Annotated in this window: 11 protein-coding genes and 6 pseudogenes; 7 read left to right on the forward strand and 10 right to left on the reverse strand. The window is 33.7% G+C overall.

Going from position 1 to position 25,688, the window contains the following annotated elements:
• Window positions 1-35: 35 nt before the first annotated feature.
• The gene (locus OPR35_RS04980) at window positions 36-5,708 is read right to left on the reverse strand and encodes an ankyrin repeat domain-containing protein (RefSeq protein WP_265024754.1); all 5,673 of its coding nucleotides are present in this window, start codon (window positions 5,706-5,708) and stop codon (window positions 36-38) included.
• A gap of 956 nt (window positions 5,709-6,664) precedes the next feature.
• Here OPR35_RS04980 and OPR35_RS04985 point away from each other — a divergent pair.
• The 5 genes and pseudogenes from OPR35_RS04985 to OPR35_RS05005 all read left to right on the forward strand — a co-directional run bounded on the left by OPR35_RS04985 (window position 6,665) and on the right by OPR35_RS05005 (window position 15,725).
• Window positions 6,665-8,002, forward strand: coding sequence for a hypothetical protein (locus tag OPR35_RS04985; protein WP_096097233.1), 1,338 nt, complete (start codon window positions 6,665-6,667; stop codon window positions 8,000-8,002).
• Between the two features lie 237 nt (window positions 8,003-8,239).
• Window positions 8,240-10,267 (forward strand): hypothetical protein, encoded by a 2,028-nt coding sequence (locus tag OPR35_RS04990; RefSeq protein WP_265024755.1) that lies wholly within the window; start codon window positions 8,240-8,242, stop codon window positions 10,265-10,267.
• Between the two features lie 649 nt (window positions 10,268-10,916).
• Window positions 10,917-12,860, forward strand: a complete 1,944-nt coding sequence (locus OPR35_RS04995; RefSeq protein WP_264336127.1) for an ankyrin repeat domain-containing protein — start codon at window positions 10,917-10,919, stop codon at window positions 12,858-12,860.
• A 356-nt stretch (window positions 12,861-13,216) separates the two neighbouring features.
• The gene (locus tag OPR35_RS05000) at window positions 13,217-14,524 is read left to right on the forward strand and encodes a hypothetical protein (protein WP_265024756.1); all 1,308 of its coding nucleotides are present in this window, start codon (window positions 13,217-13,219) and stop codon (window positions 14,522-14,524) included.
• 355 nt (window positions 14,525-14,879) lie between these two features.
• Window positions 14,880-15,725: pseudogene (locus OPR35_RS05005) on the forward strand (IS982 family transposase).
• Between the two features lie 239 nt (window positions 15,726-15,964).
• Here OPR35_RS05005 and OPR35_RS05010 read toward each other — a convergent pair.
• Together OPR35_RS05010 and OPR35_RS05015 are read right to left on the reverse strand one after the other, a co-directional pair.
• Window positions 15,965-16,237, reverse strand: a pseudogene (locus OPR35_RS05010) (recombinase family protein); the annotation flags it as partial.
• A gap of 34 nt (window positions 16,238-16,271) precedes the next feature.
• A pseudogene (locus OPR35_RS05015) lies at window positions 16,272-16,556 on the reverse strand (transposase); the annotation flags it as partial.
• Between the two features lie 71 nt (window positions 16,557-16,627).
• Between OPR35_RS05015 and OPR35_RS05020 the strand changes: the two are divergent.
• Window positions 16,628-17,860 carry an IS256 family transposase gene (locus OPR35_RS05020; RefSeq protein WP_265024688.1) on the forward strand — a complete coding sequence of 411 codons (1,233 nt, stop codon included), beginning with the start codon at window positions 16,628-16,630 and terminating at the stop codon, window positions 17,858-17,860.
• Window positions 17,861-17,892: 32 nt separating this feature from the next.
• Here the strand turns inward: OPR35_RS05020 and OPR35_RS05025 are convergent.
• The 6 genes and pseudogenes from OPR35_RS05025 to OPR35_RS05050 form a co-directional block, all read right to left on the reverse strand.
• A pseudogene (locus OPR35_RS05025) lies at window positions 17,893-18,849 on the reverse strand (IS256 family transposase); the annotation flags it as partial.
• A gap of 29 nt (window positions 18,850-18,878) precedes the next feature.
• On the reverse strand, window positions 18,879-20,138 hold the full coding sequence (locus OPR35_RS05030) for a recombinase family protein (RefSeq protein WP_265024757.1): 1,260 nt from the start codon (window positions 20,136-20,138) through the stop codon (window positions 18,879-18,881).
• Window positions 20,139-20,140: 2 nt separating this feature from the next.
• On the reverse strand, window positions 20,141-20,563 hold the full coding sequence (locus OPR35_RS05035) for a DUF2924 domain-containing protein (RefSeq protein WP_019236408.1): 423 nt from the start codon (window positions 20,561-20,563) through the stop codon (window positions 20,141-20,143).
• Window positions 20,564-20,580: 17 nt separating this feature from the next.
• Entirely contained in the window at window positions 20,581-21,150 is a 570-nt protein-coding gene (locus tag OPR35_RS05040; protein ID WP_019236409.1) for an ankyrin repeat domain-containing protein, read from the reverse strand.
• On the reverse strand, window positions 21,151-21,858 hold the full coding sequence (locus tag OPR35_RS05045; RefSeq protein WP_230609168.1) for an ankyrin repeat domain-containing protein: 708 nt from the start codon (window positions 21,856-21,858) through the stop codon (window positions 21,151-21,153). It lies immediately after the preceding gene.
• Between the two features lie 276 nt (window positions 21,859-22,134).
• Window positions 22,135-22,948, reverse strand: a pseudogene (locus tag OPR35_RS05050) (IS982 family transposase).
• A gap of 227 nt (window positions 22,949-23,175) precedes the next feature.
• Between OPR35_RS05050 and OPR35_RS05055 the strand changes: the two are divergent.
• Window positions 23,176-23,505 (forward strand): annotated as a pseudogene (locus OPR35_RS05055) (IS481 family transposase); the annotation flags it as partial.
• Window positions 23,506-23,730: 225 nt separating this feature from the next.
• Here the strand turns inward: OPR35_RS05055 and OPR35_RS05060 are convergent.
• The gene (locus OPR35_RS05060) at window positions 23,731-25,491 is read right to left on the reverse strand and encodes a hypothetical protein (protein WP_230609167.1); all 1,761 of its coding nucleotides are present in this window, start codon (window positions 25,489-25,491) and stop codon (window positions 23,731-23,733) included.
• Window positions 25,492-25,688: the final 197 nt, after the last annotated feature.

Consider the following 25,688-nt stretch of genomic DNA (forward strand, 5'->3'; position numbering starts at 1 on the left):
AGTTGTTATGACCTATATGAATCACACAGATAAAATTAAGCAACTTGACCAGCAGAAGTAACTCCTCTCAGGCTCTTATTATCCGTAGGTTCTATAGTAATGCTGTTAAGTGAAGATATTGGCCGCTGTGACTTTTTCAAATTGCTATTTTCCCATTGTATAAATCTTTGTATTTGATCGTCATAATGATTCAGTTTATATTTCAGCTCAATGAGTGACCCTTCTCTGTCTAGTGATAGATTTACAGTCTTCTGAACACCTAGAGATGTCACTCTCATATTTTCCAAATTTCTTCTTTTAGGTGATATACACTGACCCTTCACTGAGCCTGATAAAGTACAATCTTGCAACTCTGAGACTTGCTGCTGATTATCCATTTTTCTCCTTTTAGTTTTTGTACTCTCTGTGTCTAGAAAACTTTTGTTTTCTAGCAGTAATTCTTCACTTGATACTGAAGAAGAACTTTCGCTATTTTTTTCTACATAAAGCTCTTTTAAAATTGAGACACCCTTAGCATTCAAATCAGATTTTTCAAATTGTAAGAGCGATTCTCTATAAAGCTCTTTTAAAATTGAGACACCCTTAGCATTCAAATCAGATTTTTCAAATTGTAAGAGCGATTCTCTTTTTTCTATCTCATTTCTTAAATATGTTAACTTGTCTTCACCTTCAGTAAATAATTCTTGTATAGCATTTACAGTTCCTAAAGTGTCAGGATGATTTACTCCTATCACTTTCTCCTGTAATTCTTGCAATTGTTGGAGTTCTTGTAATGCTTTTTCCTTATCCCCTAAGCAGCTATGTAAAACAGCTATATAAAACTTCACAGATAGTACGTTAGGATGATTATCTAAAAATCCATAATTTTTTTGTAGCTTCAGTACTTCCTCAAAATATCGCAATGTTTTTTCTCTTAATTCCCTCTGAATGACTTTTTCTACTTCTATTTCAACAAAATAAGGAGCAGGTTGTAAGTACTGACTACCTTCTTGATTTATTAGAACATCTTGTAGATTCCTAAATAAAGCTTGTATACTCAATTCACGAGGTAAATCCTCTTTATGTGATAACTCTCCTTCATTTATAGTTACTTTTTTTCTTTCTTGAACCATAAAGAAATATGCTAGGGCATAGATATATTTTGTATCTAAATTATAAAGTTCATATATCTCGGAAGGATAAAGATAAGGATCATCATCGGAGTAAAAATCACCTAGTTTAAGGAAAATTTCATCTCTCAGTCGTCTTACATAGTACAAAGTTGTAAATGCATCAGTATATCTTTTTTGCATCACAAATACTTCAGCTATAATAACTGCTATATCTAGATGTTCTTCCATAAGTTCCATGATGTCTTCTCCATATAAACTATTGACTATAAAGTTATTGTATTTAACGTATGACAATGCTTCTTTATAATTTTTTTGTTTGAGATAAGTAGAAAGTATTTTTTTATCCAAAGTAAGAGAAGGAAATGTATCATTTACCTTCTCGAGTTTTTTTAAATCCAGAAAGATTTTTAACGCTCTATCATATAGTCCCAAACCAGCTTGCGCGCAGGCAAACTCATATTTAATTAATCTTGAATATCTATCATCTACAGCAAGTAATTGATATAATTGTGACGTGAGATTGATAACTTTTTTATACTCATGTAACTCATTTAAGCTACTCAAAACTAAACAAGGAAAATTCTTATTTTCTTCTATTAGATAGTCATATTTTTGACTATGATCAAACAAAGATAAGAGATGAACTACATCTAAAAATCCTCCTTCAGCTTCAGATACCAGTTCTATGACACAACTTAATATGTGTTTTTCCTCATCTATGCTAAGCCATGAACGCACTACTTTTTTGACCGATTCATGCATAATGTAAACCTTGTATTTATCTGATCCTTCTACATAAATTATGGAATACTGCTCTAGCAATTCGAAAATGGAGTATAGTCCATCCTCATATCTAATCCAGGTAAGAAATAAACTGGGATCAATTGCACTATGATCAAAATAAGCCATAATACTTAAAATTTTTAGAATTTTCTCTCCAGAACTCATCTTTTCTATTGTTTCCATCGAGATTAGTAATGTTATTTGCAATATTCTATCGTATTCATTTTGTCCAGTGTTTCGTGGAAATTTCTGATTAAACCTTTCGTATTCTATTAAATATTCAAAAATTCCAAATGCTTCGCTCAAAGAGCTTGATCCTTTGTTTTTAATACATGCTGCTGCTAGATTTATAGCCAATGGAAAACATTTTAGTTTTCTTATGAGCGCTTTTATTTGTTCATCTTGCGATCTATCTGCCATCTCTAAAATTATTTTGACAAGTTGTACAGCTTCTTTTTCTTCAAGACTATCTAAAGATACTTCTGCTATATCTTGATAATCTTGATCAGAAGAAGTAAACAGGCAATCAAAACCACCTCTTTGACCTCTGATCTTTAAAATCCTCTCTAGATCTTCTTTTTTAACTCCCTGAAAAAGGAATAGGCATTTTTTCTTTTCTTTATTTCCTACTCCTCCTTCCATAAACATGGCTAACCTATCTCGGGTAAAGGAAGCAAAAGAACTTTCTATGGATAATATATCTTGAGTACTCACCTCATAGGCATGAAGATAAGCTCCTTTGTTTTCTTCAACAAACTTTCTAGCTAATTGAGTTTTACCAATACCAGATGGACCTACTATTACTACCGCTCCCCCCTGCAATTTTGTATATATCTCATCTATTTGTTCTTGCCTTCCAGTGAATTCTTCTACTGGATCACATACATCCTGAAAATTCATTTTACCAAATAGAAATCCTAATTTTTTTACATTTGATAATCTTTTTATACTAGACCGAAAACTCCTAGATCTTGCTGCATTATCATGCTCTGATTCAAGTAGGTTGCTATAGTCTTGAGCGACTGTTTCAGCATGCTTTACAAATGCTTCTTTTACTTTTAGATAATAAGATAAATTTGGAATTGTTTTTAAATTGTTTTCCATCGAATATATAACATCACTATTTTTTCCAGCCCTTTCTATTATCTTTTTGCCTTTCCTTATTCCTTCTCCTTCAACTAAGTATCTCATATTCATATCTAAACTTTGTTTGCATCCTTGACAGAAAAGTAAGATATACTCGCTTAAAACGCTTACCTCTTGTTCAATATGAGATTTAATTTTTACTATAAGATCCTCAATTACCTTTTTGCTTGGCATTTGGATTTCTTTATTGACAATATAAAATACCTGCTCCACTTTAGCCTTAAACTCTTGTATATTTAAGGCATCTAAAGTATACACATAATTTTCAAGTTCTACGTTTGTAGTTTCTACTCTAATATATCTTGTCTCATATGTTCTTTTCGACTTTTCACCCATAAGGGAACGGCGATAACCATACTGACTAGATTTATCTTCACTTCTTTTTCTATAATATATAAAAGAGCCTTCACTTCCTTCTGCAATTCCGATATTTTCATATAAATCTTTAAGGTTATAACTTATTTCTCCATACTGCGCAGACACCTCTTGCAAATATGTATTGAGAACAAGGGTTTCAGCTATCCCTAGCTTGCTCAAATCTCCCTTGTATTCTTTCTGAATATAATATTCGATGATCTTATCTACAATGTCATCTGCTATCTTTGAAACATGATCAAAGCCTATTTTCTCAAACTGCATTTCAAAACTTTGAAAAATATTGCATCCAGCATCTACTAATATTTTTCTAAAGCCCAGTTTATATTCATTAAATGTTTCTATTAAGTCTGATAGATTAATAAAATTTTTTGTCGCTTTTATTACATTACCTGTTCTCAAAGATGCCCTCATACCAAACATTGCCAAGTCATCTGTATGTATTGAACATCCAAAAATACTCCGCACAGATCTATTAGTGTTCATTCCATCAAAAAATATTCTGTTCCCCTCTCTCAGCATACTCGCAAGCACATCATATATAATGATCCTCGTTTCAAATGATTGAATGAAACTCAGAACAAACTTCATCAAATTTGAATACTCTACTTGATAAAATTGATAATGATTACCTCCTTTGTAGGATAAGTGTATTTTATTACAGTATTTTTTCTCTTCATTGTATATAAGATCTTTTGAATCTTTCTGAGACACTATTATCGCTGTATTTAGTAGATCAGACATTGAATTTATTTCATGCTTTCCACCCCAAACTCCAGTAAGTTCCATGCACTTTAAGTATGTGTCAAATACAAATTCTTGAACTTGATTACGTTTTTTTATCTTATTAAGTTCAGTACAAATTTCCTTTACTGCATTTTCGTCAAAAAAATTGGGTTGGAGTTTACTAATATCAATATTATACTGCTTAATTTTTTCAGCACCGAATTCATGTTCAAACTCTTTTTTAAAGGTACCTCCTGTAAAATAACTTCCACTGTGACTCTCAAAAAGATCCATAATTTCAACCTTATTTTCAAATCTTCTTTGGCTGAAATATACTGCATCAGCAACCTCACAACGAAATGTCTTCGTTACTAATTGCTTCATTACACTATCTTCATAAATATTTGCATTACTTTGCATTAGCCTTTGAATTGAATGTACATCATGGTCGCTCGCAAATAATTCTTTAAACCTTTCATGGAAGGCATAATCATCAAATTTTACGGGAGCTAAGTAAGCTAAAGCAACAGACCAAAATAAGCAGCTGCCATCTCCCGGTACATCAACTTCTTCATATGAAATAAGTGGTTGCAGTATCTTAGCGATATCTTTTCTGTTATTATCTTTAGCAATATCTATAGGAGTCTTTCCCTCTCCATCTAAAACATCAACTTGCGCTCCTATCTTTAGCAAAAATCTGACAATTGTTAACTCTCCCAGGCAAACAGCAATATGCAGCGGTGTATCACTGCATTGATTCACTCGAAAATTAACGTTTAGACTCGGATATACCTTAAAAAAACTTTTCAGCTTTTCAAGCTTTCTATCTTCTAGAATACTAGAATCCTCTATAATATTAGTAAACTCTCTTATTAATAGTGTCTCGCTCAAGATTGGCTCAAAATGGAAACCTCCTTTATTTATTATATGTATAGTATTTTTTTCATTATAATCTGTACTTACAGGTTTGGATGTTAACTCATCAATAAGATACCCTGACCATCCACATATATGAAGATCTTCAATAACATGCAGCTTAATATTATATTCATTACAAATCATACTTCCCTCAATTTCAGGCCTACCCCATATAGGAATCTGCAACGTACTTCCATACTTTAAATCAGTTAACAATAAAAACACGTCTTTATTGTCCCTCTGCATTTTTTCTATATCTTCAATACTGTATTCTATACCAATCAAATAAGTCTTCCATAATTCATCATCATTAATACCAGGCTCTGGGAGTATTACTGTAGAATCTTCACGGTTTCTAGCATCTGCTATAATCTTTTCTTTCATTTCTTGACTAATTAAAGCTTGCTTCCTACAAACTTCTCTCAAAGATTTCACAGTAAAGTTTGTTCCAGGATTTAATTGCTTAAGTCCCTGTGCAACTGCATCAAAGAAACAATCTCCTCCTCCAATTGCTTTTCCTATTGTAAAACCTTCTGGCAGCTTTAATATTTGCTGACTGCTAGATAGTAGTGTGTCTTCTTTTTGCATTCTTATTAACCTAGATTGATTATCTATTACTTGTTCCTTTGTATTTTCTTTACCTAACATAAAGCCCCCTATATTTTAATATTCATATTTTGATGATTTTGTCGTAAACCTCTTTTCTAAAGATTGGTTTCAACATTTGATTCTTATACAGCTGTACCAAAACAATTTGCTGTAGAAACCTTAAGTTAATTTCAAGTAACTTTGATTGCTGAGTAACAGTGTGCTTTTCTTTTGATTTCTTACTAAACTAGATATATTCTTAAAAAAGCCAGGATTGCTTTCTGAATGATGTACATAATACAATGCATCTGACTCAATACCCCATGTATTTATTATGTTAAACTCGACTATAGCTAAAGAAATCTAGCAGAACAAGAACTTTTTTCATGTTTTAATATTTTTTTAAAACTAAAGCCAGTGCTTGCAAAAATACTTCTATTTTTTTACTACAATGTACTTTTTCTATTTCTAAATACTAATTTAACAAAAACTAAAACAATTTCACATATCACTACAACCATTTCCAGCAACCAATACTGCTACCCGTGAGAAGACTTTTCTTTGGGATGGATTGGTCTACCAAACGATACATACGAACTTTTCTAGATAATAATTTCATTATACGCTGAAATCAGCTATATTGGCTCACTTTTACTAAACCTACGTACGAACTGTTTTGCCTAAGCTTATGAAAATAATTTAAACCTTCTATTTTTATAACCTTATTTCTATGCGGCTTGTTCTCGCAAATATACGACCTTTTTTGCAATTTTAGAAAGAGTCAATAATTCAAATTTTTGCAGCACTAAAATAGACGTTTCTTTAGTTACAACAAGGTCTATTTTTTCGTAAATAAAAATGTTTTATAATAATTAATTATTAGAATGAAAATATCATACTTGGCTCTCAAGAAATTTCCTGTTGTGCAGTGGTAAGGTTTGGAGAAAAAGATTGACTTGGCAACGATAATTTACTAGACTAAAGTTTATATTAAAATACAAAATGGGGTTGCGGGTATGGAATCTGGTTTGGATCACAATTACAATAAAATACTTGATATATTAAAAGGTGCTATTAAAGGCGACGATAATCAAGTTAAAGCAAGAAAACACCTTAGAGTAGAAAGATGGTTGAGGGCTTATATTCAATTAATTGAAGATTTTGATGAGGAAAAACTAATTTTTTTTTCTGATATATTCTCTGATAATTCTTGTTGGGATGGAATAAAATTAAAGAATAAAGCTGTTGGTGAAAGGCTAACTGAAGAAAAAAATAAAAATGGAAAAGAAAATCCGCTTGATCTTGCAGATAGATATTACTTGGCATGTAAATATTGTCTAGAAGATAAGATTCCTGGATTATTTGAACAAGTATTTATGAGATTTAAGAGAAGTGCCTTTGAAGAAGATGGATCTGATGATGATCTGAGAAGAGAATTATTGGAAAATATCGAAGAAACTAGCCCTATAGAAGCTTTCTGGTCTTTTCTTATTGATAAGCAGATTGGAAAACTAAACGAATATAAATCAGTTGAAGGTTTGCAAAAATCCATACAGATAAATTCTAATAAAAACTGGGAAGAAGGTATAGAGTTCTTCTATAATAAATTACACAATGATTCCAGTATTTCTAGTCAAGATAAAGATGATCTGTTAATTGAAGCAGCTTTATCTGCAGTAAAGGGTTACAAAGAAGTAGACACCATAGAGTTTTGCCTGTCTAAAATGGATGATGAGCAAAAGAAAAAATTACTAGATAGAGATTATAAGGAAAATACTTATTATGCAGTGTTGAATGTGCTAGTAGGTCAGTATTACTTTGATTCTTTTATGGAATTAATCCGATTGTGTAGTCAGATTGAATGTGAACGTTACACAACTTTTTTATCTTCATTATCAGATCAAGTACTGAAGAATCCAGATCTGTCTGAAGAAACAAAAAAATGTATGATGAATGTTTGGGAACGTATAATAAAATTAAAAACTCAAGACCGCGGGGAGCAATCTATTTCCTCTATTTTTGTAGACTATTCAGTTACATATACAATAGCAAATTTAATTGTGGATCCAAGTAGACAAGGGGTAAGTAAAGAAGAAATATTAGGGAAGATATTAAAGCACGTAAAAGAAATGAGTGGTGAAGAGATGATAAAGGTTAAAGATTCTGTATTAAGTAAAATTCAGTTATTTCATGGGGGTAAAAAATTGCAGTTAGGAGAACAAGTATTTTCTAAATTAGCTCAAGAAGCTTCTAAAGAATCAATTTTGCGTGAAGCTGGTGATACTTTGCCACAGTCAAGTCTCAGTACGACTGATACCCCATATAATATAAAATCTTTAAGCCATAGCAAATAGGAGTAATATGCCAAGTAATGTCAAGCCGCTTGAGTTGGTACAGCTTCTGTTAATGAGAAATAAATCAAAAGACGAGTTCCTAGATTTTCAAAAAAGGTTCCAATCGTTTATCAATCAATCTCCTTCTTTTTTGCATTCAGTTGGAAAGCCAGGCTTTTTCCCTAGTTTCTTTTTTGGTATGTTTGCTACTGTATTAGACTTGGAAAGCCAGGCTTTTTCCCTAGTTTCTTTTTTGGTATGTTTGCTACTGTATTAGACACAGAACTTGCTACTAAAATTGGTATTAAAAAACTTCATTTTCGTTTTGATGATAATAGAACTTTAAAAATAGCTATATTAACTAATGAGGGACTTAAGTGTATAACGATGTCTGATCAAGTTGATGGTAACATGCATCTAAAGTTCTCTCAAGGAGAGTTAGAAAAAATAGCACAGAAATGGAAAATGGGAGCAGAGTTTGATAAACTAGAAAAAGAAGAGCATGAAATAACAATTACAGGAAAAGAAGTAAAGTACGGAAAGGTTGATCCAGCTTTTAGTAAAAAGACTGATTATTCACAAAAAGGTTTTACAGAAATAGAAAAAGATCGTGACCAACAAGACCTAGAGAGCTTAATTTCAAAATTGAGTAATCAAGATTTCGAAGAAGTAAAAAAGAACGCTAGAAGAATGTTTAATTATATTACAAATGTCTATAAGAAATATGAAAAAGAAACTCTATTTAGCGGTAAAGAATCAAGTCATCATGGGTTTTTAGCTGGGTTTTTGATAAATTTTAAGTATCGTTTTCACCTAAAACTTTATCTCGAATTATTTGCTGGAAAAGGTTACGCAGACATTATTTTACTTGTGCGCGGTTCTGATAAGTCGCTAAGCTCTATTCCTATTATTATTGAGCTTAAAGCAGGTACTGGTGAGATAAGTACAGTGATAAAAGCATTGAAGCAAGCACAAGATTATGTTAAGGGCTCTTTTTCTAACTCTATAAGAATGATTACTATAGCTAATGAAGCTATTTGTGTAGGATTAAATTTTGACATGGTTCATCACGAAAATGTTAAAATTGATGTAGAAAATTTTCTTAGTCGAGAAGGTAATTCTGTAATAGAAAAGTTACTTGGCACTGAAGCAGCGAATGCTGAGGTGATAAGAACACAGCTAGAGTATCTTTACTATGGAATTGTTTGGAGCAATGGTGGAAGTGATAATATTAATTATGTCAGCAGAATGATCTTAGGTCAGCTAGTACTTATTTCTAATATTATTAAGCGTGAAAAGTTAGGTAAACATATTTTTATTTATGATCAAAATGATAAAATGGTTACTGGATCACAGAAACGCCCAGAAGCAGCAAAAGAAAGTATTGAGGATTGTGTTACAACTATAGTGCTAACTTTAGGTAAGAAGGTGCTTATACTCAACATAAATGAAAAAAATGAATTTGCATTGAGAGTGCCAGATAATAAAGGAATTCCTATTGAAAATATTAGGAGAATTCAAAACGTCAATGACATAAAGATACAAGAAATAACCTGTAACTTATACAGTACGCCTAGTAATAAGAATCCATTTGATCAGTACTGTAATAAGAATAAGGGAATTACAGTAAATACGTATGACTCATTGGACAAATACAAAAGAGGTAAAGAAATTTTACAAGGTAATTTTACTCGAATTGTGGAAAATAAAAAATTTAAAGCAGCTTTGAGCAAAGCTATAGAATCTGGTAAATATGATGATTACAAAAAACTATTTGAAGAAATTTCTCATATACTACATCCTTTCAAATCATTAATAAGCAATGAGGCTACATTTCAAGCTGTATTGCATGGTTTATTTAGTAGCTACGGAGAAGATAATATAAAAGTTATTACTGAATTTCAAATAGGTGGTGGAGAGAAGTTGGATGTTATTTTGGTTATAAATGCTACTGATCAAAAAAAAGAATACCCCCCAGTTGGAATAGAGCTAAAATTTGCTAAGAAAGGAGAATTGGATAAAAAAGAAAAAGATGCTAAGGACCAGTTGAAAAGATATAAAGAAGGTGAAGCGTATAAGGTAATTACTGATGCTGGCAAAGTGAAACTGATATATGCTGTTTTTAATAAAGGTGCAACAGATGAAGGTTCCCTTATAAAAATTGGTAATGAGTTTGTAGAGGTAGATGTAAGACATAGCTCTGTGGTTGCTTTTGGTCAACAGCCAGGTAGTCTCCAACAACCTTATGTTAAACAAGCAGGTCTATCTCGAGCAGTTAATCAGTGATCTAGTCTTAAGAAATAGTCATCTTAAGTAGGTTATGCTGTCGGGAAGTTTTGTGACAAAGTTATAGAAGGAAAACAAAATGATCCTGATACGAGTACATGGAGTGCTGTTAAAAGTTCGTTTTCCGATACATTTATTACTAAGCATAATATGAATTACATTTATAGTAATCAATCTCCAGTGAATTCCTTAGATAGCTAAGAGCTAAAAGTATGTATTGTGTAAATAGTTACCAAGGCTGGAAGGTTTTGAACTTTTTTTCACAACACTGATGTTCTTGCTAAAATATTTTTGAAAAAGTTAGTTGACTTATAAATAATTCTCTACTAATACTGGCATGTGTTTGTTTATTCTGCTGAAGTGGCTCCGCAGGTTACTGTATAAGCTTCAGCAGTTTCCGTGCTCCTTTAAAGCATCATGCTCTTATAGTAGTGATATCAAGTATAGGTCTTAACCATGTTGATTTATAGTAAAATTAGCTCAAATTTGGAGTCATAAGCAACTTTTAACCTCTCTATATACTCCATTGTTACTCACCATAAAAACTTAACAAAAGCTTAACGACGTGAGCAGTAAAAAGATTATGGTTATTGACTTAATGTTACATATCGCATACAATATATCATATATCTTAGCTTAAGGGGTAAGTATGAGTGAGTCTACTGGGATGGTAAAATCTATCATCAATCTACTAAAGCCAAAATCCAAATCAGAACTATATGATTTCGAATATGAGTCCATTATAGAACATCTATCATCTAAAGAGCATTTATTAAATGAGCTGATGAATGATATGTGGTACTCAGGAGACTTACCATCAGTCAGAAACTATAATGAACCATTATCTTTGATAGATAGCAAACTTGGATTAAGTGAACAAATTTGTGTTTGGTTTGCTCTGGACCATGATCTTACGCCAAGTCAAAAAATTTTAAACAAAAAGTTACTTAGTGCTCTAAAATGTTTAGCTTCTAACTGTGGTTCATTTGATAATACTGAGCCCCTTGAAGAATTTTTACATGATAATAAAAACAATAAAGATTTAAAAGTGATTCTTAACCTAAGAAGAGGAGAATCTCAATCAACAGTATTGCATGCGATTGCAGGAGCAAATATTGGTGGATTTCGTCGCATAGGAAATCAGGCTATAGATTTACTCTTAGAAGCAGGCGCAGATCCTAACATACAAGATAATAAAGGAAAAACACCATTATGCCTTGCTGCTGCCAAAGGTCATTACGATAATACAAACTCTCTCCTCTCAAAAGGAGCTAACCCTAATATAACAAGTAGAAAGGGTAAAACTCCACAACAAATAGCAACTAATAAACTCTGCTATAATATAGAAGAATTATTTTTAACTGATAAACAGAAAAAGATGAATAAGGAATTGTATGACTTACTTGCACTAGATTCAGACTGCACTAAAAATTTAAAGGAGTTTTTAAGTAAGCATAAAAGAGACTCAGACCTAAAAGTGGTGCTAAATATTCGGCACGGAATGGGTGAGTCAAAAGTGTTCTCATATGTTGAACGTTTTGCTTGGGACAATGAAGATCTTGCTCAAGAGTTAAGAAAAATATTTCTAGAAGCAGGAGCATTAGATTATGATAAAAATATTATTTATCGTCAGCAAAAGAAAGGACAGGTCAGCAAATTACTCGTTAATTTAACCTCAAATCAAAAGGAGAAGTTAAATAAGTTTTCTGATAAGATGTTTCAAGCTCAAAATATGGCTGAACTTGAAGAGATTGTAAACGATGCTATAAAGTCTGGTGTACGATTAAACTATTCTCTTTCACAAGATTTCTTTTCAGGTAATGAATACACTTTTACCGATTATGTGATGAAAAAAATCAGTGAGTTGGAAAAAAATCCTAAAGTTGCTAGTAATATAATATGTCAATTAGTATCAAAAGGGGCAGTGTTTGGTAATACAGTTGATGCTAACACACTGACACCAGAATTTAAAGAGCATAAAACTAACCTAAAAAAAGCTTATATAGATTATGTTAGCAATTCTCATAAGTTTATTGAAATCGCAAAAAATGCAACCAATAGCGAGCTAAAAGATGTAAGAGTAGACAACTCCGTTTTTTACTTAGAATATTCTAAAGATAGTAAAATAGACATTATAAAGATAACAGATGGGGTAAGGGATTTAGGTCTCACAGATGGGGATGTAAAGTGTGGAAGAAATATAGTAAGGATTGGTAATAGTGAAGTAGAAATTAAAACTGAAGATGGCATAAGGAATTATACAGATCTTACAGAAGGCAGCAGTATAGTATTAACTTTCTATACTAGTTTGGGAGAATTGGAAGTTAGATTATATCCTGATGAGAACAATAAAAAATTGATAAGAGTAGAAGTGAGCGATGAAGATCTATTTGAAGAAATAGCAAGTCATGAAGAAATAGGGCAAAATTGCTTATTGGGAGGTTTATCGGTTATTGAAGCTATAGATCAAGGTGTTTTTGCTAGATCTGGTGGATTAATGCATCCTGAAGTAATAAGCGAGTCTAACAACAAATGGACAGAACGTGAAGAGTTAAGAAGAGTTTCTGACTCTAGGGGAGAAATTGCTAGGTAAATTATGCAGCTAACCACTTTTGCATCTAGAGTGATTATGCTTTAGTATATAATCAAGTTCTGTAACACTGTTCTAACCCCAACTATGAATTAGATTGTAGGTAAATTATTGAAAATCACTACTTTTTTAGTTAAGTTTGATCAAATTTAAAAGTAGCGTATGCATCATGCAGCTAATACCAACACTCATTGTTGGGAACGCAAATGATAAATTTGTTTAACTTCTCAATTATAGGCAAAAACAGCTCTTTTTCATGTGTTTCATAACTAACGGAAATTGGTATTAGAAAAATTATACTTGCATTAGCTTTTATTCATGCTAATTATGTACATAATATATCTATAGATTGAGGGATTATGATATTAGAATATATTTTAGGAACTAAGCAAGTTCATGCAAATGGTGGATTAGCTACTGAAGAACAGCACATGGAACGTTTTGGTCAGCAAACTCTGGAGCCTAGTCCATCATTGTTAGATCAAGAACAAACTGATGACTGGCATGAGTCCGTTGTTGAAGACAACAATACTGTTGTTGAAAGTTCTTTTATTCCAGAGAACTCAATTTTAATGAATTTAGCAAATCTGTTAACTGAAAGCGAAAAAGTTTCGATTGATGAATTTCATGACAAGATGGAAAGTATAATGAAAGAGTTTCATGAAAATAGATACGAAAGTTCTGCAAAGGTCACTCTAGAAAAGATGGAACGTTTAATAGATGAACATTTGAAAAGAAAAATAAAGCTAAATTTACGCTGTGATCACTATGAACGTAGTGTGTCGAATTTTATATTTAAAAAAATAATTGACATTGCTAATGCTAGCAGTGTTATGCGTATAACTCCTACTACTATATCACGTTATAAGGACAATGGGGAAGAGGCAATAGATGAGTGGGAAGAGGCTTTAGAACCTTTATTCAATATTGTCAATAAGCTACTATTAGCAGGTGCAAAAATAGAGTCTGATTTTTACAATGATAGAATGATAGGTGAAACTATGTGGAGAAGTGATGAGCCTATTTTTACAGAGTGTAAAAAAATTAAGGACAAACTGAAAAGTATCGCATATGAAGGTTTAATAAATAAGAATGAACAAGTTCAAGATGATGATCTGCAAGTAGAAGTAGATAACAATCTTGTTCTTTTTAGGTGGCCAAAAAACAGTATTGTTGAAGTTGGAAAGGTTATGAATAGTAAGGTGAATGAAAACTTTAGTATAGAAAGTAGCATCCTACAGATTGGAGAGAGTATAGTAAGAGTTGAAAATATAGGAGGAAAAAGAAATTATACAGATGTCTTAGGAGATAGCATTGAAATGTCCTTTACCACTGAAGTAGGCGAGATTAGTATTCATCTGTATCCTAGTGATAGTAATATAATAAAAGTAAAGCTTGATGGAGAGAACCAGGAGAAGTTTAACAAATTAAAAGATAAATCAAGTCTAGGAGAAAGCTGCTTTTTAGGAGGAAAAAGTGTTCTACAAGCTGTTAACGATAAAGGTTTTGAAAGAAACGGTAGAATACTTATAGAGTCAGCTGAAACTATTAAACAATCAAATTTTGTAGTGAAAGAATCAGGTGTCCCATCTACTCTTATGAGGCCAATCGATAGTTTAGACCAGCTGCAAAAGGTGGGAGCTTCGAAAGAAATAGTAGTGTGTTAATGAAGTCAACTAAAATTAGTAAACAAAAGAAAGGTCTTGGAGGGTAAAAAAATTGATGTATCTTCAAAGTAAGATTTTCTTAGGTATAAACTATACTCTCAAGGTGAGAAGAAATAGTAGGGGGATAAGTGTTGACTTAATAATTTAGAGATTCTTCTAAAGAAATTATTTTTCTCTCTTGATGTTTATTCTTTTATAGGTATAGCCTTTTGTGTTTGATTGAATTGACTTTTGTGATACCTACAGAATTTCCTTTATCACCCCAACTATGGATTAAATAAAGAGATAAAAGTGCAGCTAAGAAGAGGAAAACAGGGTAAGCTCAAGTATTTTATCAATAATTAAGAGGTTACCCATGAAGAAAGATATTACAGAACTTTACTGTTGCGTCGAGGATTTTTGTCGCACAGTCGATGATAATTTTGCTAATATGCTCCTATCAAAAGGAAGAAAACCCACTAGAATAACGGACTTCGGAAATTCTCACCATAATTCTATTATATCATCAATCCCCTTGCAAAAGTTTCAAAGCTTTTTACCTACTTTATCTGCCACTTTATAAATCTGAGTTTTCTAAATTGCCAACATATGACCGATTTATCGCCCTTAAATCACGGGTTTTATGGATTACTTTTGCAATGGTTCTGCAAACAAGCAAAAATGACAGGTATTGCCTACATAGACACTTCTACAATCGCTGTTTGCCACAAAAAAAGAATCTCCAAGAACAAAGTTTTTGATGGTTTGGCAGAAATTAGTAAGAGCACATATGGTTGGTTTTTTGGCTTTAAATTGCACTTGGTAATTAATGAAATTGGAATCACTTACTCTAACCAAAGGTAACGTTGATGACAGAAAACCTGTGCCAACTCTCACTAAAAGACTGACCGGACTTTTGTTTGGAGATAAGGGCTATATAAAGAAAGAGCTCTTTGAGAAACTCTTTGATAGAGGCCTAAAACTCGTCACTAAAGTAAAAAAAGGTATGAAAAACGTACTCATTTCACTTAAAGAGAAGATTTTACTAAGGAAAAGATCGATTGTTGAGACTGTTTTCGACTCCTTGAAAAACAAATTTGAGATTGAGCACACAAGACACAGATCGCCAACAAATTTCCTAATTCATGTTTTTTCTGTTCTGATTTCCTATTCCATGCAGTCGAAAAAGCCCTCTATTTCTATGCCTTTCTTTGCTGGCTAATCCATAGTTGGGGTTTTATCAGACCCACCACATGATTCAGCGGGAGAAGGGCTATCAGGTTCTTACGCAATAACTTTGGAGTTCTGGAATCGTTTCATATGTATGTTTAAGATTATCACTATTTTTATTACATAGTTAAGTATCAGTTCCTGTAAAACTAGTTTACCTTAATTCTTTGTTTTAAAGTATTGGTTTTCTGGCACATAGTCTTTTCCATTGCCTATTGCTTTTGTAAATTGAGATTCTAAGCCGTAAAACTTCTCCAATTGGTCACTCCATAACATTGGTACTTCTCTTAAATAAGCTAGCTTCAAATCTCTTGGCTGTCTCCCATTTACTATGTCTTCCTTTATTTTTGGAGCTAAATAATTTAATCTCAAAATTTGCTGTATACGTCTTGTACCTATATTAATTTTGGCACTCATCTCTTTAACACTTCTATACTTTCCCTCTTCTAGCTGACGTTTCCATAGGTGAGCTCTCACCACTGCTTTCAGTAGTGCATTATTTGTGGGAACGTTCAAAAAAGTGTGTCAAGCCGCATTTTTAGTTCAACTCAATTTTCAATCTATCTGGAAAGAAAATATCAAGTTGAGACATAGTTAAAGCCCAATTAGGGAGAGCCATAATCCACCTTTGCTCTACCTTTTTTATAGCACAATATACCTGTTTGTACAAGGCATTTGTACTAGTAAATGAACCCTTAGTTTTAGTAAATTTCCTGATTTGTCTATGCAACCCCTCAATTGGATTAGTGGTGTAAATCAGCTTCCTAACTGGCCCAGAATACTTAAAATAACTGGATAAGTTTTCCCAATTGTTCTGCCAGGATGGGAATGTTCAAAAAAGTGTGTCAAACCGAAAAAAAAGTAATAAATTGATATAAAAAATGGAGGTTTGATATGAGTCAAGCAAATAGAACTACTGGTTTGGTAGATTATAAAGAATTAGAAACAAATATCCTGTCATCTATACGAGAAGGAAGACCATTGACAGGAAGAGATGGAGCATTAACACCGTTTATAAAAAGGCTGCTAGAGGCAAGTCTGGAAGGTGAAATAGAAAGCCACATGTCAGCTAAAAGTGAAGAAAATAACCGAAGAAATGGAAGGAATGCAAAAACTTTACGTACAAGTTCAGGCTCATTTGAACTATTAACACCAAGAGACAGAGAAGGAAGCTTTGAACCGCAAATAGTCAAAAAAAGGCAAACAAGCCTACATCCAGAACTTGAAGCAAAGGTCTTAAGTACATACGCCAGTGGCATGGGATACAGAGACATAGCTTCACACGTTGAGGAAATATATGACCATAAAATATCAGCAGCAGAGATATCCAATATTACTGATAAACTGCTACCAATAATCAATGAATGGCGCAGCCGTCCATTGCAATCAGTGTATCCAATAGTGTTCATGGATGGCATGTTTTTTAAGGTCAAGGAGGACGGACATTGCGTAAGTAAATGCATGTATAATATATTGGGTATAAATCAAAATGGCAGAAAAGAAGTATTAGGTTTTTATCTGGCTGAAAGTGAGGGAGCTAACTTCTGGTTGGGAGTTTTAAATGACCTCAAAGAAAGAGGAGTAGAAGATATTCTGATTGCATGTGTAGATGGGCTAAAAAGCTTTCCTGCAGCCATCAACAGTGTATTTCCCAGTGCAGAAGTGCAGCTATGTATAGTACACCAAATAAGAAATTCTCTGAAATATGTATCCAGTAAAGATGTAAAAGTTTTCATGAATGATCTGAAAAAAATATATCGTGCTTCAAGTAAAGAAATTGCTGAGAATTATCTGCTTGAGCTGGAAGAAAAATGGGGAGAAAAGTATCCTTTAGTTATAAAATCCTGGCAGAACAATTGGGAAAACTTATCCAGTTATTTTAAGTATTCTGGGCCAGTTAGGAAGCTGATTTACACCACTAATCCAATTGAGGGGTTGCATAGACAAATCAGGAAATTTACTAAAACTAAGGGTTCATTTACTAGTACAAATGCCTTGTACAAACAGGTATATTGTGCTATAAAAAAGGTAGAGCAAAGGTGGATTATGGCTCTCCCTAATTGGGCTTTAACTATGTCTCAACTTGATATTTTCTTTCCAGATAGATTGAAAATTGAGTTGAACTAAAAATGCGGCTTGACACACTTTTTTGAACGTTCCCGCCAGGATTTTATAACTAAAGGATACTTTTCTCCCCATTTTTCTTCCAGCTCAAGCAGATAATTCTCAGCAATTTCTTTACTTGAAGCACGATATATTTTTTTCAGATCATTCATGAAAACTTTTACATCTTTACTGGATACATATTTCAGAGAATTTCTTATTTGGTGTACTATACATAGCTGCACTTCTGCACTGGGAAATACACTGTTGATGGCTGCAGGAAAGCTTTTTAGCCCATCTACACATGCAATCAGAATATCTTCTACTCCTCTTTCTTTGAGGTCATTTAAAACTCCCAACCAGAAGTTAGCTCCCTCACTTTCAGCCAGATAAAAACCTAATACTTCTTTTCTGCCATTTTGATTTATACCCAATATATTATACATGCATTTACTTACGCAATGTCCGTCCTCCTTGACCTTAAAAAACATGCCATCCATGAACACTATTGGATACACTGATTGCAATGGACGGCTGCGCCATTCATTGATTATTGGTAGCAGTTTATCAGTAATATTGGATATCTCTGCTGCTGATATTTTATGGTCATATATTTCCTCAACGTGTGAAGCTATGTCTCTGTATCCCATGCCACTGGCGTATGTACTTAAGACCTTTGCTTCAAGTTCTGGATGTAGGCTTGTTTGCCTTTTTTTGACTATTTGCGGTTCAAAGCTTCCTTCTCTGTCTCTTGGTGTTAATAGTTCAAATGAGCCTGAACTTGTACGTAAAGTTTTTGCATTCCTTCCATTTCTTCGGTTATTTTCTTCACTTTTAGCTGACATGTGGCTTTCTATTTCACCTTCCAGACTTGCCTCTAGCAGCCTTTTTATAAACGGTGTTAATGCTCCATCTCTTCCTGTCAATGGTCTTCCTTCTCGTATAGATGACAGGATATTTGTTTCTAATTCTTTATAATCTACCAAACCAGTAGTTCTATTTGCTTGACTCATATCAAACCTCCATTTTTTATATCAATTTATTACTTTTTTTTCGGTTTGACACACTTTTTTGAACATTCCCTTATTTTTTTCCCTTCTGGCTCTACTACTGTGCATTTATTTCCTTTCTTTTTTATTGGTATAAATGTTTCCTCTGACTCAGAATGTACCTCTATTCCATCTTCTCTTATCATTACTCCCTTTATTAACTTTTTCACTACTTCTTTCTGCTTTCCAAAACTTAAATTTTCCCATTTTTCTTCGGTCTTTTCTCTCCAATTTTCATATATCTGCTCCGCTTTCCTCATCACTTCTTTTTCTACTTCTCCTGCTATTACATTTCGGTTTTCTGATTCACAACCTTTTCCCCTTAAATGATTGTTGCATACGTAATATCGATATCTCTTATTCTCCTTTTTTGCATATGTCAGTGTCATATTCACATCACAGCTCTTGCACTTAATTATTCCCCTAAGCAGTGCTTCCTCATATTTTGCTTTTCTATATGGTTGATTCCTTATCAATTCCTGCGCTTTTTGCCACTTTTCTTCTTCTATTATTGCTTCATGCTTTCCCTCATACTCTTTTTCATAATGTTTGATTTTTCCCATATATATTGGATTTGTTATTATTCTCCTTACCGTCGCTTTTTTAAAGATATCTGATTTTGTCCGGTATCCTTGACTATTTAACTCCCTTGCCAATTCTGCCATTGATTTTAGCTCCAAATATCTTTCAAATATGTGCCCTACTATTTTTGCTTCTTTTTCATTTATTATTAATTCTTTATCTTTTACATCATACCCAAGCGGTAAAGTTCCACCCATCCATAATCCCTGCTCTTTTGATGTTGCTATTTTATTTTTTACCCTTTCTACAATCATCTCTCTTTCTAGCTGTGCTGCTCCTGATAACACTGTTTGTACAAACTTTCCCATTGGCGTATTATTATCAAATATCTGCGTTACTGCTACAAAATTTACTCGGTGCCTTCTAAAAAATGATGTTACTTCAATGCTGTCTTTTGTCTCCCTTGATAGCCTATCCAGAGTATACACTACCACACAATCTACTTCTCCTCCTTTAACATCTTCAAATAATTCCTTTATTGCTGGTCTTTCTAAATTCTTTCCTGAGAAACCTCCATCATCGTACCTTTTGGCCAATACTACCCAACCCTCTCTGCTCTTTATGTACTTTTCACATGCTACTCGCTGCGCATCTAAACTGTTAAACTTTTGTTCTAGACCGTCTTCATTTGACTTTCTCGTATATATCGTGCATCTTACTTCTTTTAGCATTTTCAACTTCCATTTTTATCACGCATTCCAAATAATAAAGGTCCGTTGTAACTCATTCCCATTATTTTTCCGGCTACTGCTGACAATGATGTGAAAAATTCTTCTCGGTAGATTAAACCCTTGTCTGTTACCATTACCGCATGTGTTTCTTCCCCTCTCTCTAATATTAGCTCTGTTCCTGCTACTGGCAATTTGTCACTACTTATTCTTTTTCCCTTCTCTAGTCGATCTGCCAGATACTCTAGTCTTTTTGACCCTTTTCTTGACATTTTTCCATATGCTTCCTCCTGCATTCTATATGATAGTCTTGGTATCAGATATTTCTTTGAATGTTTAGGTGCCTCTTCCCCATATACCTTCTTCCATATTTTTCTCAGTTCTGATAACGATTTTCTCTCTAATAACAACACTTCCTTTTCTACCATTTTCTTCCTTTTCTCAATCAACTTCCATAACCTTCTACTAATTCTCTCATGATCTCTTCGCTATTTCCCATATATGCCAAATCTATCGGTGTATATCCTTTATCATCTTTCTCATTTACATCTCCCCTGGCTTCTAATATTGCTCTTACGTTCTTTATCTCCCTCATAAATACTGCTCCGTGTAGTGGCGTCCTTCCTATATAATTTCTAGTATTTACATCTGATCCTGCTTTTATTAGCTCCCTTACCGTTTTTTCACAGCTCATCATGCTTGCACAATGTAATGCCGTATATCCTCCATCATTTTTAGCATTTACTTCTCCTCCTCCTTTTATCAGTGCCTTAATATTTTCTACCTTTCCCAGAAATGCTGCTAGGTGTAACGGTGTATCTCCGCTATTATTTTCTATATTTATTTCTGCTCCCCTTTCTATCAGTAACTTGACTACTTTTTCATCAGAGAATTGTGCTGCTAGATGCAATACTGTATTACCACCTTCGTCTTTTTCATTTATTACATAAAATGAATTCTTCTTTAATTTTTCCAATCTCTTATTTAAATTGAACATCTTAGTTACCCCACCCATTTACCACCTTAAGTCTGTCTCATTAATCATTTCATTCACTTGGCTTATTATCTTGCTTGCTAAATTTTGACATTCCTCCTTTATTAGTGATTTGTCTCTTTTCCTTATTTCTCCTATCTCTATTATTTTTAGCTCCGGCATGTAGCTTCCATTCAACATGTCTGCTATTTCTCCCACTAGCCCCTCTATTCCATAGCAGGTCAGTTCTCTACTTTTTGTTATTCCTCCTTTTTCTCTCAAAAATTTACTCGCCTTTTCACTCTCTTTGCTATCACATAGACGATACTTTTCACTTTCCCATATGTAATACATTGGCGTTGCTCCGTACTTATTCAGTTGATTAACTTCAGCTCCAGCCTTTACCAGCTCTTTTATTATTTCAACTCCTGCTCCTCCTATTTTGCACGCAGAGTGCAGTGGCGTACATCCAGTGACATATTGAGTGGCATTTACTTCTGCTCCCGACCTTAGCAGCACTTTTACATTTTCTAAACTTTTTGCGAATACTGCACAGTGCAGAGGTGTATAACCATTTTTGTCTCTTGCATTAACCTCTGCTCCTTTTTTTATTAATAACCTTACTGTTTTGTAATCAGAGATTTCTACTGCTTGATGCAAGATCGTCTCTCCTTCTTCATTTCTTTTATTAATGTTTTTAAACCCGTTACTTGATACTTCTTTAAAAAACTTACTCTTGCTAAAACTCATTTCATACCTCACAAAATTAGCTTTTCTAGCGCCAGACAAATTTCTTATATTTACCTGCTGCTATTCAAGTCATGTCCTTTTTAGCATGAGAAAGCAAGTCCTTTTCTTTTTATTTCATACATTTTAACCTATTATTAATATAATATATGAGGATCTAAATATAAGTACTTAACTTATTATAGATACAACTTGACTACTTTTCCAACTTCTGTGCAAATGTCGATGTTCGTGCCATTTCAGTACTCCTGGGTAAAATACTAAAACCCCAGTTATGGATTAACCAAGGCAATAAAACTTAGAAATAGAAGGCTTTTTTGACTGCATGGAATATGAAATTAATGTAGAAAAAATATGTACCAGAAAATTTATTGGCGATCTGTGCCGAAGCTCAAATTTATTTTTTAAACAACCAAAGACTGTCTCAATAATCGACCTTTTTCTCAATAAAATCTTCTCTTTTAGTGAGACTAGTGCGTTTTTCATGCCTTTTTTCACTTTAGTGACAAGCTTTAAACCTCTATCGAAGAGTTCCTCAAAGAGCTCCTTCTTGATATAGCCTTTATCTCCGAACAAAAGTCCTGTCAGTCTTTTAGTTATAGTTGGCACAGGTTTTCTGTCATCAACGTTACCTTTGGTTAGAGTAAGTGATTCCAATTTCGTTAATCACCAAGTGCAATTTAAAGCCAAAAAACCAACCACACGTGCTCTTACCAATTTCTGCTAAACCATCAAAAACTTTGTTCCTAGAGATTCTTTTTTTGTGGCAAACGGCAATCGTAGAAGTGTCAATGTAGGAAGATTTTCGCTTGTTCGCAGAACCATTGAAGAAGTAATCCGTAAAACTCTCGGCTTTAAGGCAATAAATCTGTGATATGAAGGCATCTTTGAAAATTCTGATCTATAGAGTAACTTAAGGTAACAAAGATAAAAAGCCTTGAAGTTTTTACATGGCGATTGGTGGTATAACAGGATTATGGTTAGTATTTCTGAGTGCGCTATTTCTGGTTGGTTTTTTGCCATTTGATAAGAACTTATTTGCAAAATTTTCATCTACTACACGACAAAAATCCTCGACGCAGCAGTAAAATATCTTTCTTCATGGGTAACCTCTTAAATTATTGCTAAAATACTTGAGTTTACCCTATTTCCCTCTTTATTAATTCTACTTTTATCTGTTTTCTAATCCATAACTGGGGTTCTTAGAGCAATACAAGATAGTATAGCAAAACTCTCTAAACACTATAACCTCAACTCCAAAACTATTGTTAAGTGGAAAAAACGCTCATTCACTAAAGATGCTCAAACCATTCAATGCACCATAATTATGCTTTCAAACATATATTTGATCATGTTTATGAAGAAAATAATATCGAACATCGCTTAACAAAAGTCAGCCACCAGTCAACTAATGGGCAGGTTGAGCTTATTGAATAGAACACAATTCAACAGTCAAGAAATATTACTATAAGTCACATCAACAACTTAAAGAGCATCTCTATAACTTCGTTATAGCCTATCACTATGCGAAAAGACTTAAAACTCTCAAGGGTTTAAACACCTTTTGAATTCATATGTACAAAGTGGACAAAATCTCCAGAGTTGTTTATAGTTAATCCATGCCATCATATTCTGGGGCCATACATCTAAAAGGTTTAATATATTTTGCTCTATGGTTATCTTTTTAGATTCCTTGTCTATCCTATTCTGCCAATCTCCTGAACGGATACAAAAATAGTAATATCCTACATGCCTTGAAGCAGTTAATACATGTAAAGAGGCAAGCTCATCATGCAACTCAACCCACATAGACAAGGTTAACTGAAAAAATCAAGAACAGAAACAACAAGACCTCTCTTCACAATAAGTGATATTTTACCGCGCAAGATCCTTCTTAGATTCTTGACAACATTGTGCGTCCTGTAACATACCAGAGGGAACGTTATCAGAAAGAGAGGATATAGAATCAACATTACTTACACTAGCAACAGGTGATACATTTTCATCAGAATCAATATTACTTATACTAGTAGTAGAGCTAGCAAGAGGGGATACATTTCTAGAGCAAGAACTACTACCGTACAAGAAAGAAGTACTACCATGAACAATATCTGAAACAGGAGGAGAAGTAGGAAAAACATTAGGACGTCTAGAAAGATTAGGCATGCTATGGTAACTAGGCAAGAACTGGTGACGTGACATGGGAAATGGGAAGCCTTGAAAAGGTGGACGAAAACGATTAGGAAAGGGGTGAAAGGGCCTAAAAAATGGATGTAATGCAGGTGGACGGTTGAAATAAAGCGGGGGCTGGTACACTGAAAAGTGATCTCTATCCGCAAAACCTTGACGGCCACTTCTGCCTCCTACTCTATCATATGGCTTGCCAACATCAGAAAAACTCTCACATCTTTTATTTCTCACCTTTCCACGACTTTCATTACCACTCGAAGAGTCTTGTCGTGTAAAAAGCACTGTCCCATGTTCATCACTATCAGCCGCTCTGGACGAAGATGATTTACTTTCTGAACTTGGTTTCTCTTCGGAAATAGCACCCACACCATTAGAGACTGCCTTACAGTTTTCAGAACCCAACCTTTCACGATAGCTTTCACTCCTACTTGAAGAGTCTTGTCGTGTAAGAGACGCTGTCCTATATTTATCGCTATCAGCTGTTCTAGAGGAAGATGGCCTGCCTTCTGAACTTAGTTTCTCCCTAGAAATAGCACCTGTGTCCTTAGAGACTGACTTATGGTTTTCAGAATCCAACCTTTTACGGTAACTTTTACTCCTACTTGAAGAGTCTTGTCGTGTAAGAGAGGCTGTCCTACATTTATCGCTATCAGCTGTTCTAGACGAAGATAGTCTGCCTTCTGATCTTAGTTTCTCCCTAGAAATAGCACCTGTGTCCTTAGAGACTGACTTATAGTTTTCAGAATCCAACCTTTTACGGTAACTTTCACTCCTACTTGAAGAGTCTTGTCGTGTAAAACGTACTGTCCTATATTCATCGCTACCAGCTGTTTTGGAAGAGAATGGTCTACTTTCTGAACTTGATTTCTCTCTAGAAGTAGCACCCATGTCCCTAGGTACTTTTCTTCCTTCCATCTCCAGGAAACACAGATCAATTGCACGACGAAAGACTTGTTCCTTACTTTCCGATTTGGCAAATCTGAGCAGATTAGAAACATCTGACGAAGCATCACGGACAGAATGGATTAGCTTTTTGAAGGAAGAGTACAAGCGATCCCCTTTCTCAATGGAAGTCTCCAAACCCTCTACCATAGAAGAAAAAGTACTGATAGATTGAGAAAAGCTTTCCAAAAGACTAACAAAATCCTGCTTATTAGAATCAAATCGTGGTATTGATCCTAATGCTTCACCAGAGGAAACAAGCCTATAAAAATCCTCAGCATTGAAAGACACAAGCCCGGAGGATTCTTTCAGATTGTAGCACAAACTCCATAAAGCTCTAAAATCATTATCACTGGAACACTTTTGAATAAATTCATCTTTTGTCGCTAGCGCTACAGATTGCAATTGATCCACCTGTTCATTCAAACTTCTACTAACATCGAACAACGACTTAAGCTTGTTCTTCAAACAATTTAACAAGAAGAGAACTATACTATTGTCCATTTCTTTATACCTAATAACATACGTGCTCAGCTCATTGTAAGCCAATATCATAAGTACTTCAACAATTATTTTAAATTAACAATGTTTTATACCAAACATTCACTATTGGAAAAAAATGGAACAAGTTATAAATTTGCTTAACTCTCCAAATTAGAGGGAAAAAGAGCTCTTTTTCATTTGTTCTACTACCAATGAAA

It is taken from the genome of Wolbachia endosymbiont (group B) of Protocalliphora azurea (assembly GCF_947251865.1).
In the GTDB taxonomy this organism is placed as follows: Bacteria; Pseudomonadota; Alphaproteobacteria; order Rickettsiales; family Anaplasmataceae; genus Wolbachia.

Bases quoted from the DNA above. Each gene is read 5' to 3' on its own strand.
- OPR35_RS04995 (WP_264336127.1), top strand. From the start codon at position 10,917: ATGAGTGAGTCTACTGGGATGGTAAAATCTATCATCAATCTACTAAAG.
- OPR35_RS05040 (WP_019236409.1), bottom strand. From the start codon at position 21,150: ATGGGTGGGGTAACTAAGATGTTCAATTTAAATAAGAGATTGGAAAAA.
- OPR35_RS05035 (WP_019236408.1), bottom strand. From the start codon at position 20,563: ATGGTAGAAAAGGAAGTGTTGTTATTAGAGAGAAAATCGTTATCAGAA.
- OPR35_RS04985 (WP_096097233.1), top strand. From the start codon at position 6,665: ATGGAATCTGGTTTGGATCACAATTACAATAAAATACTTGATATATTA.
- OPR35_RS05045 (WP_230609168.1), bottom strand. From the start codon at position 21,858: ATGAGTTTTAGCAAGAGTAAGTTTTTTAAAGAAGTATCAAGTAACGGG.
- OPR35_RS05030 (WP_265024757.1), bottom strand. From the start codon at position 20,138: ATGCTAAAAGAAGTAAGATGCACGATATATACGAGAAAGTCAAATGAA.
- OPR35_RS04980 (WP_265024754.1), bottom strand. From the start codon at position 5,708: ATGTTAGGTAAAGAAAATACAAAGGAACAAGTAATAGATAATCAATCT.
- OPR35_RS04990 (WP_265024755.1), top strand. From the start codon at position 8,240: ATGTTTGCTACTGTATTAGACACAGAACTTGCTACTAAAATTGGTATT.
- OPR35_RS05060 (WP_230609167.1), bottom strand. From the start codon at position 25,491: ATGGACAATAGTATAGTTCTCTTCTTGTTAAATTGTTTGAAGAACAAG.
- OPR35_RS05000 (WP_265024756.1), top strand. From the start codon at position 13,217: ATGATATTAGAATATATTTTAGGAACTAAGCAAGTTCATGCAAATGGT.
- OPR35_RS05020 (WP_265024688.1), top strand. From the start codon at position 16,628: ATGAGTCAAGCAAATAGAACTACTGGTTTGGTAGATTATAAAGAATTA.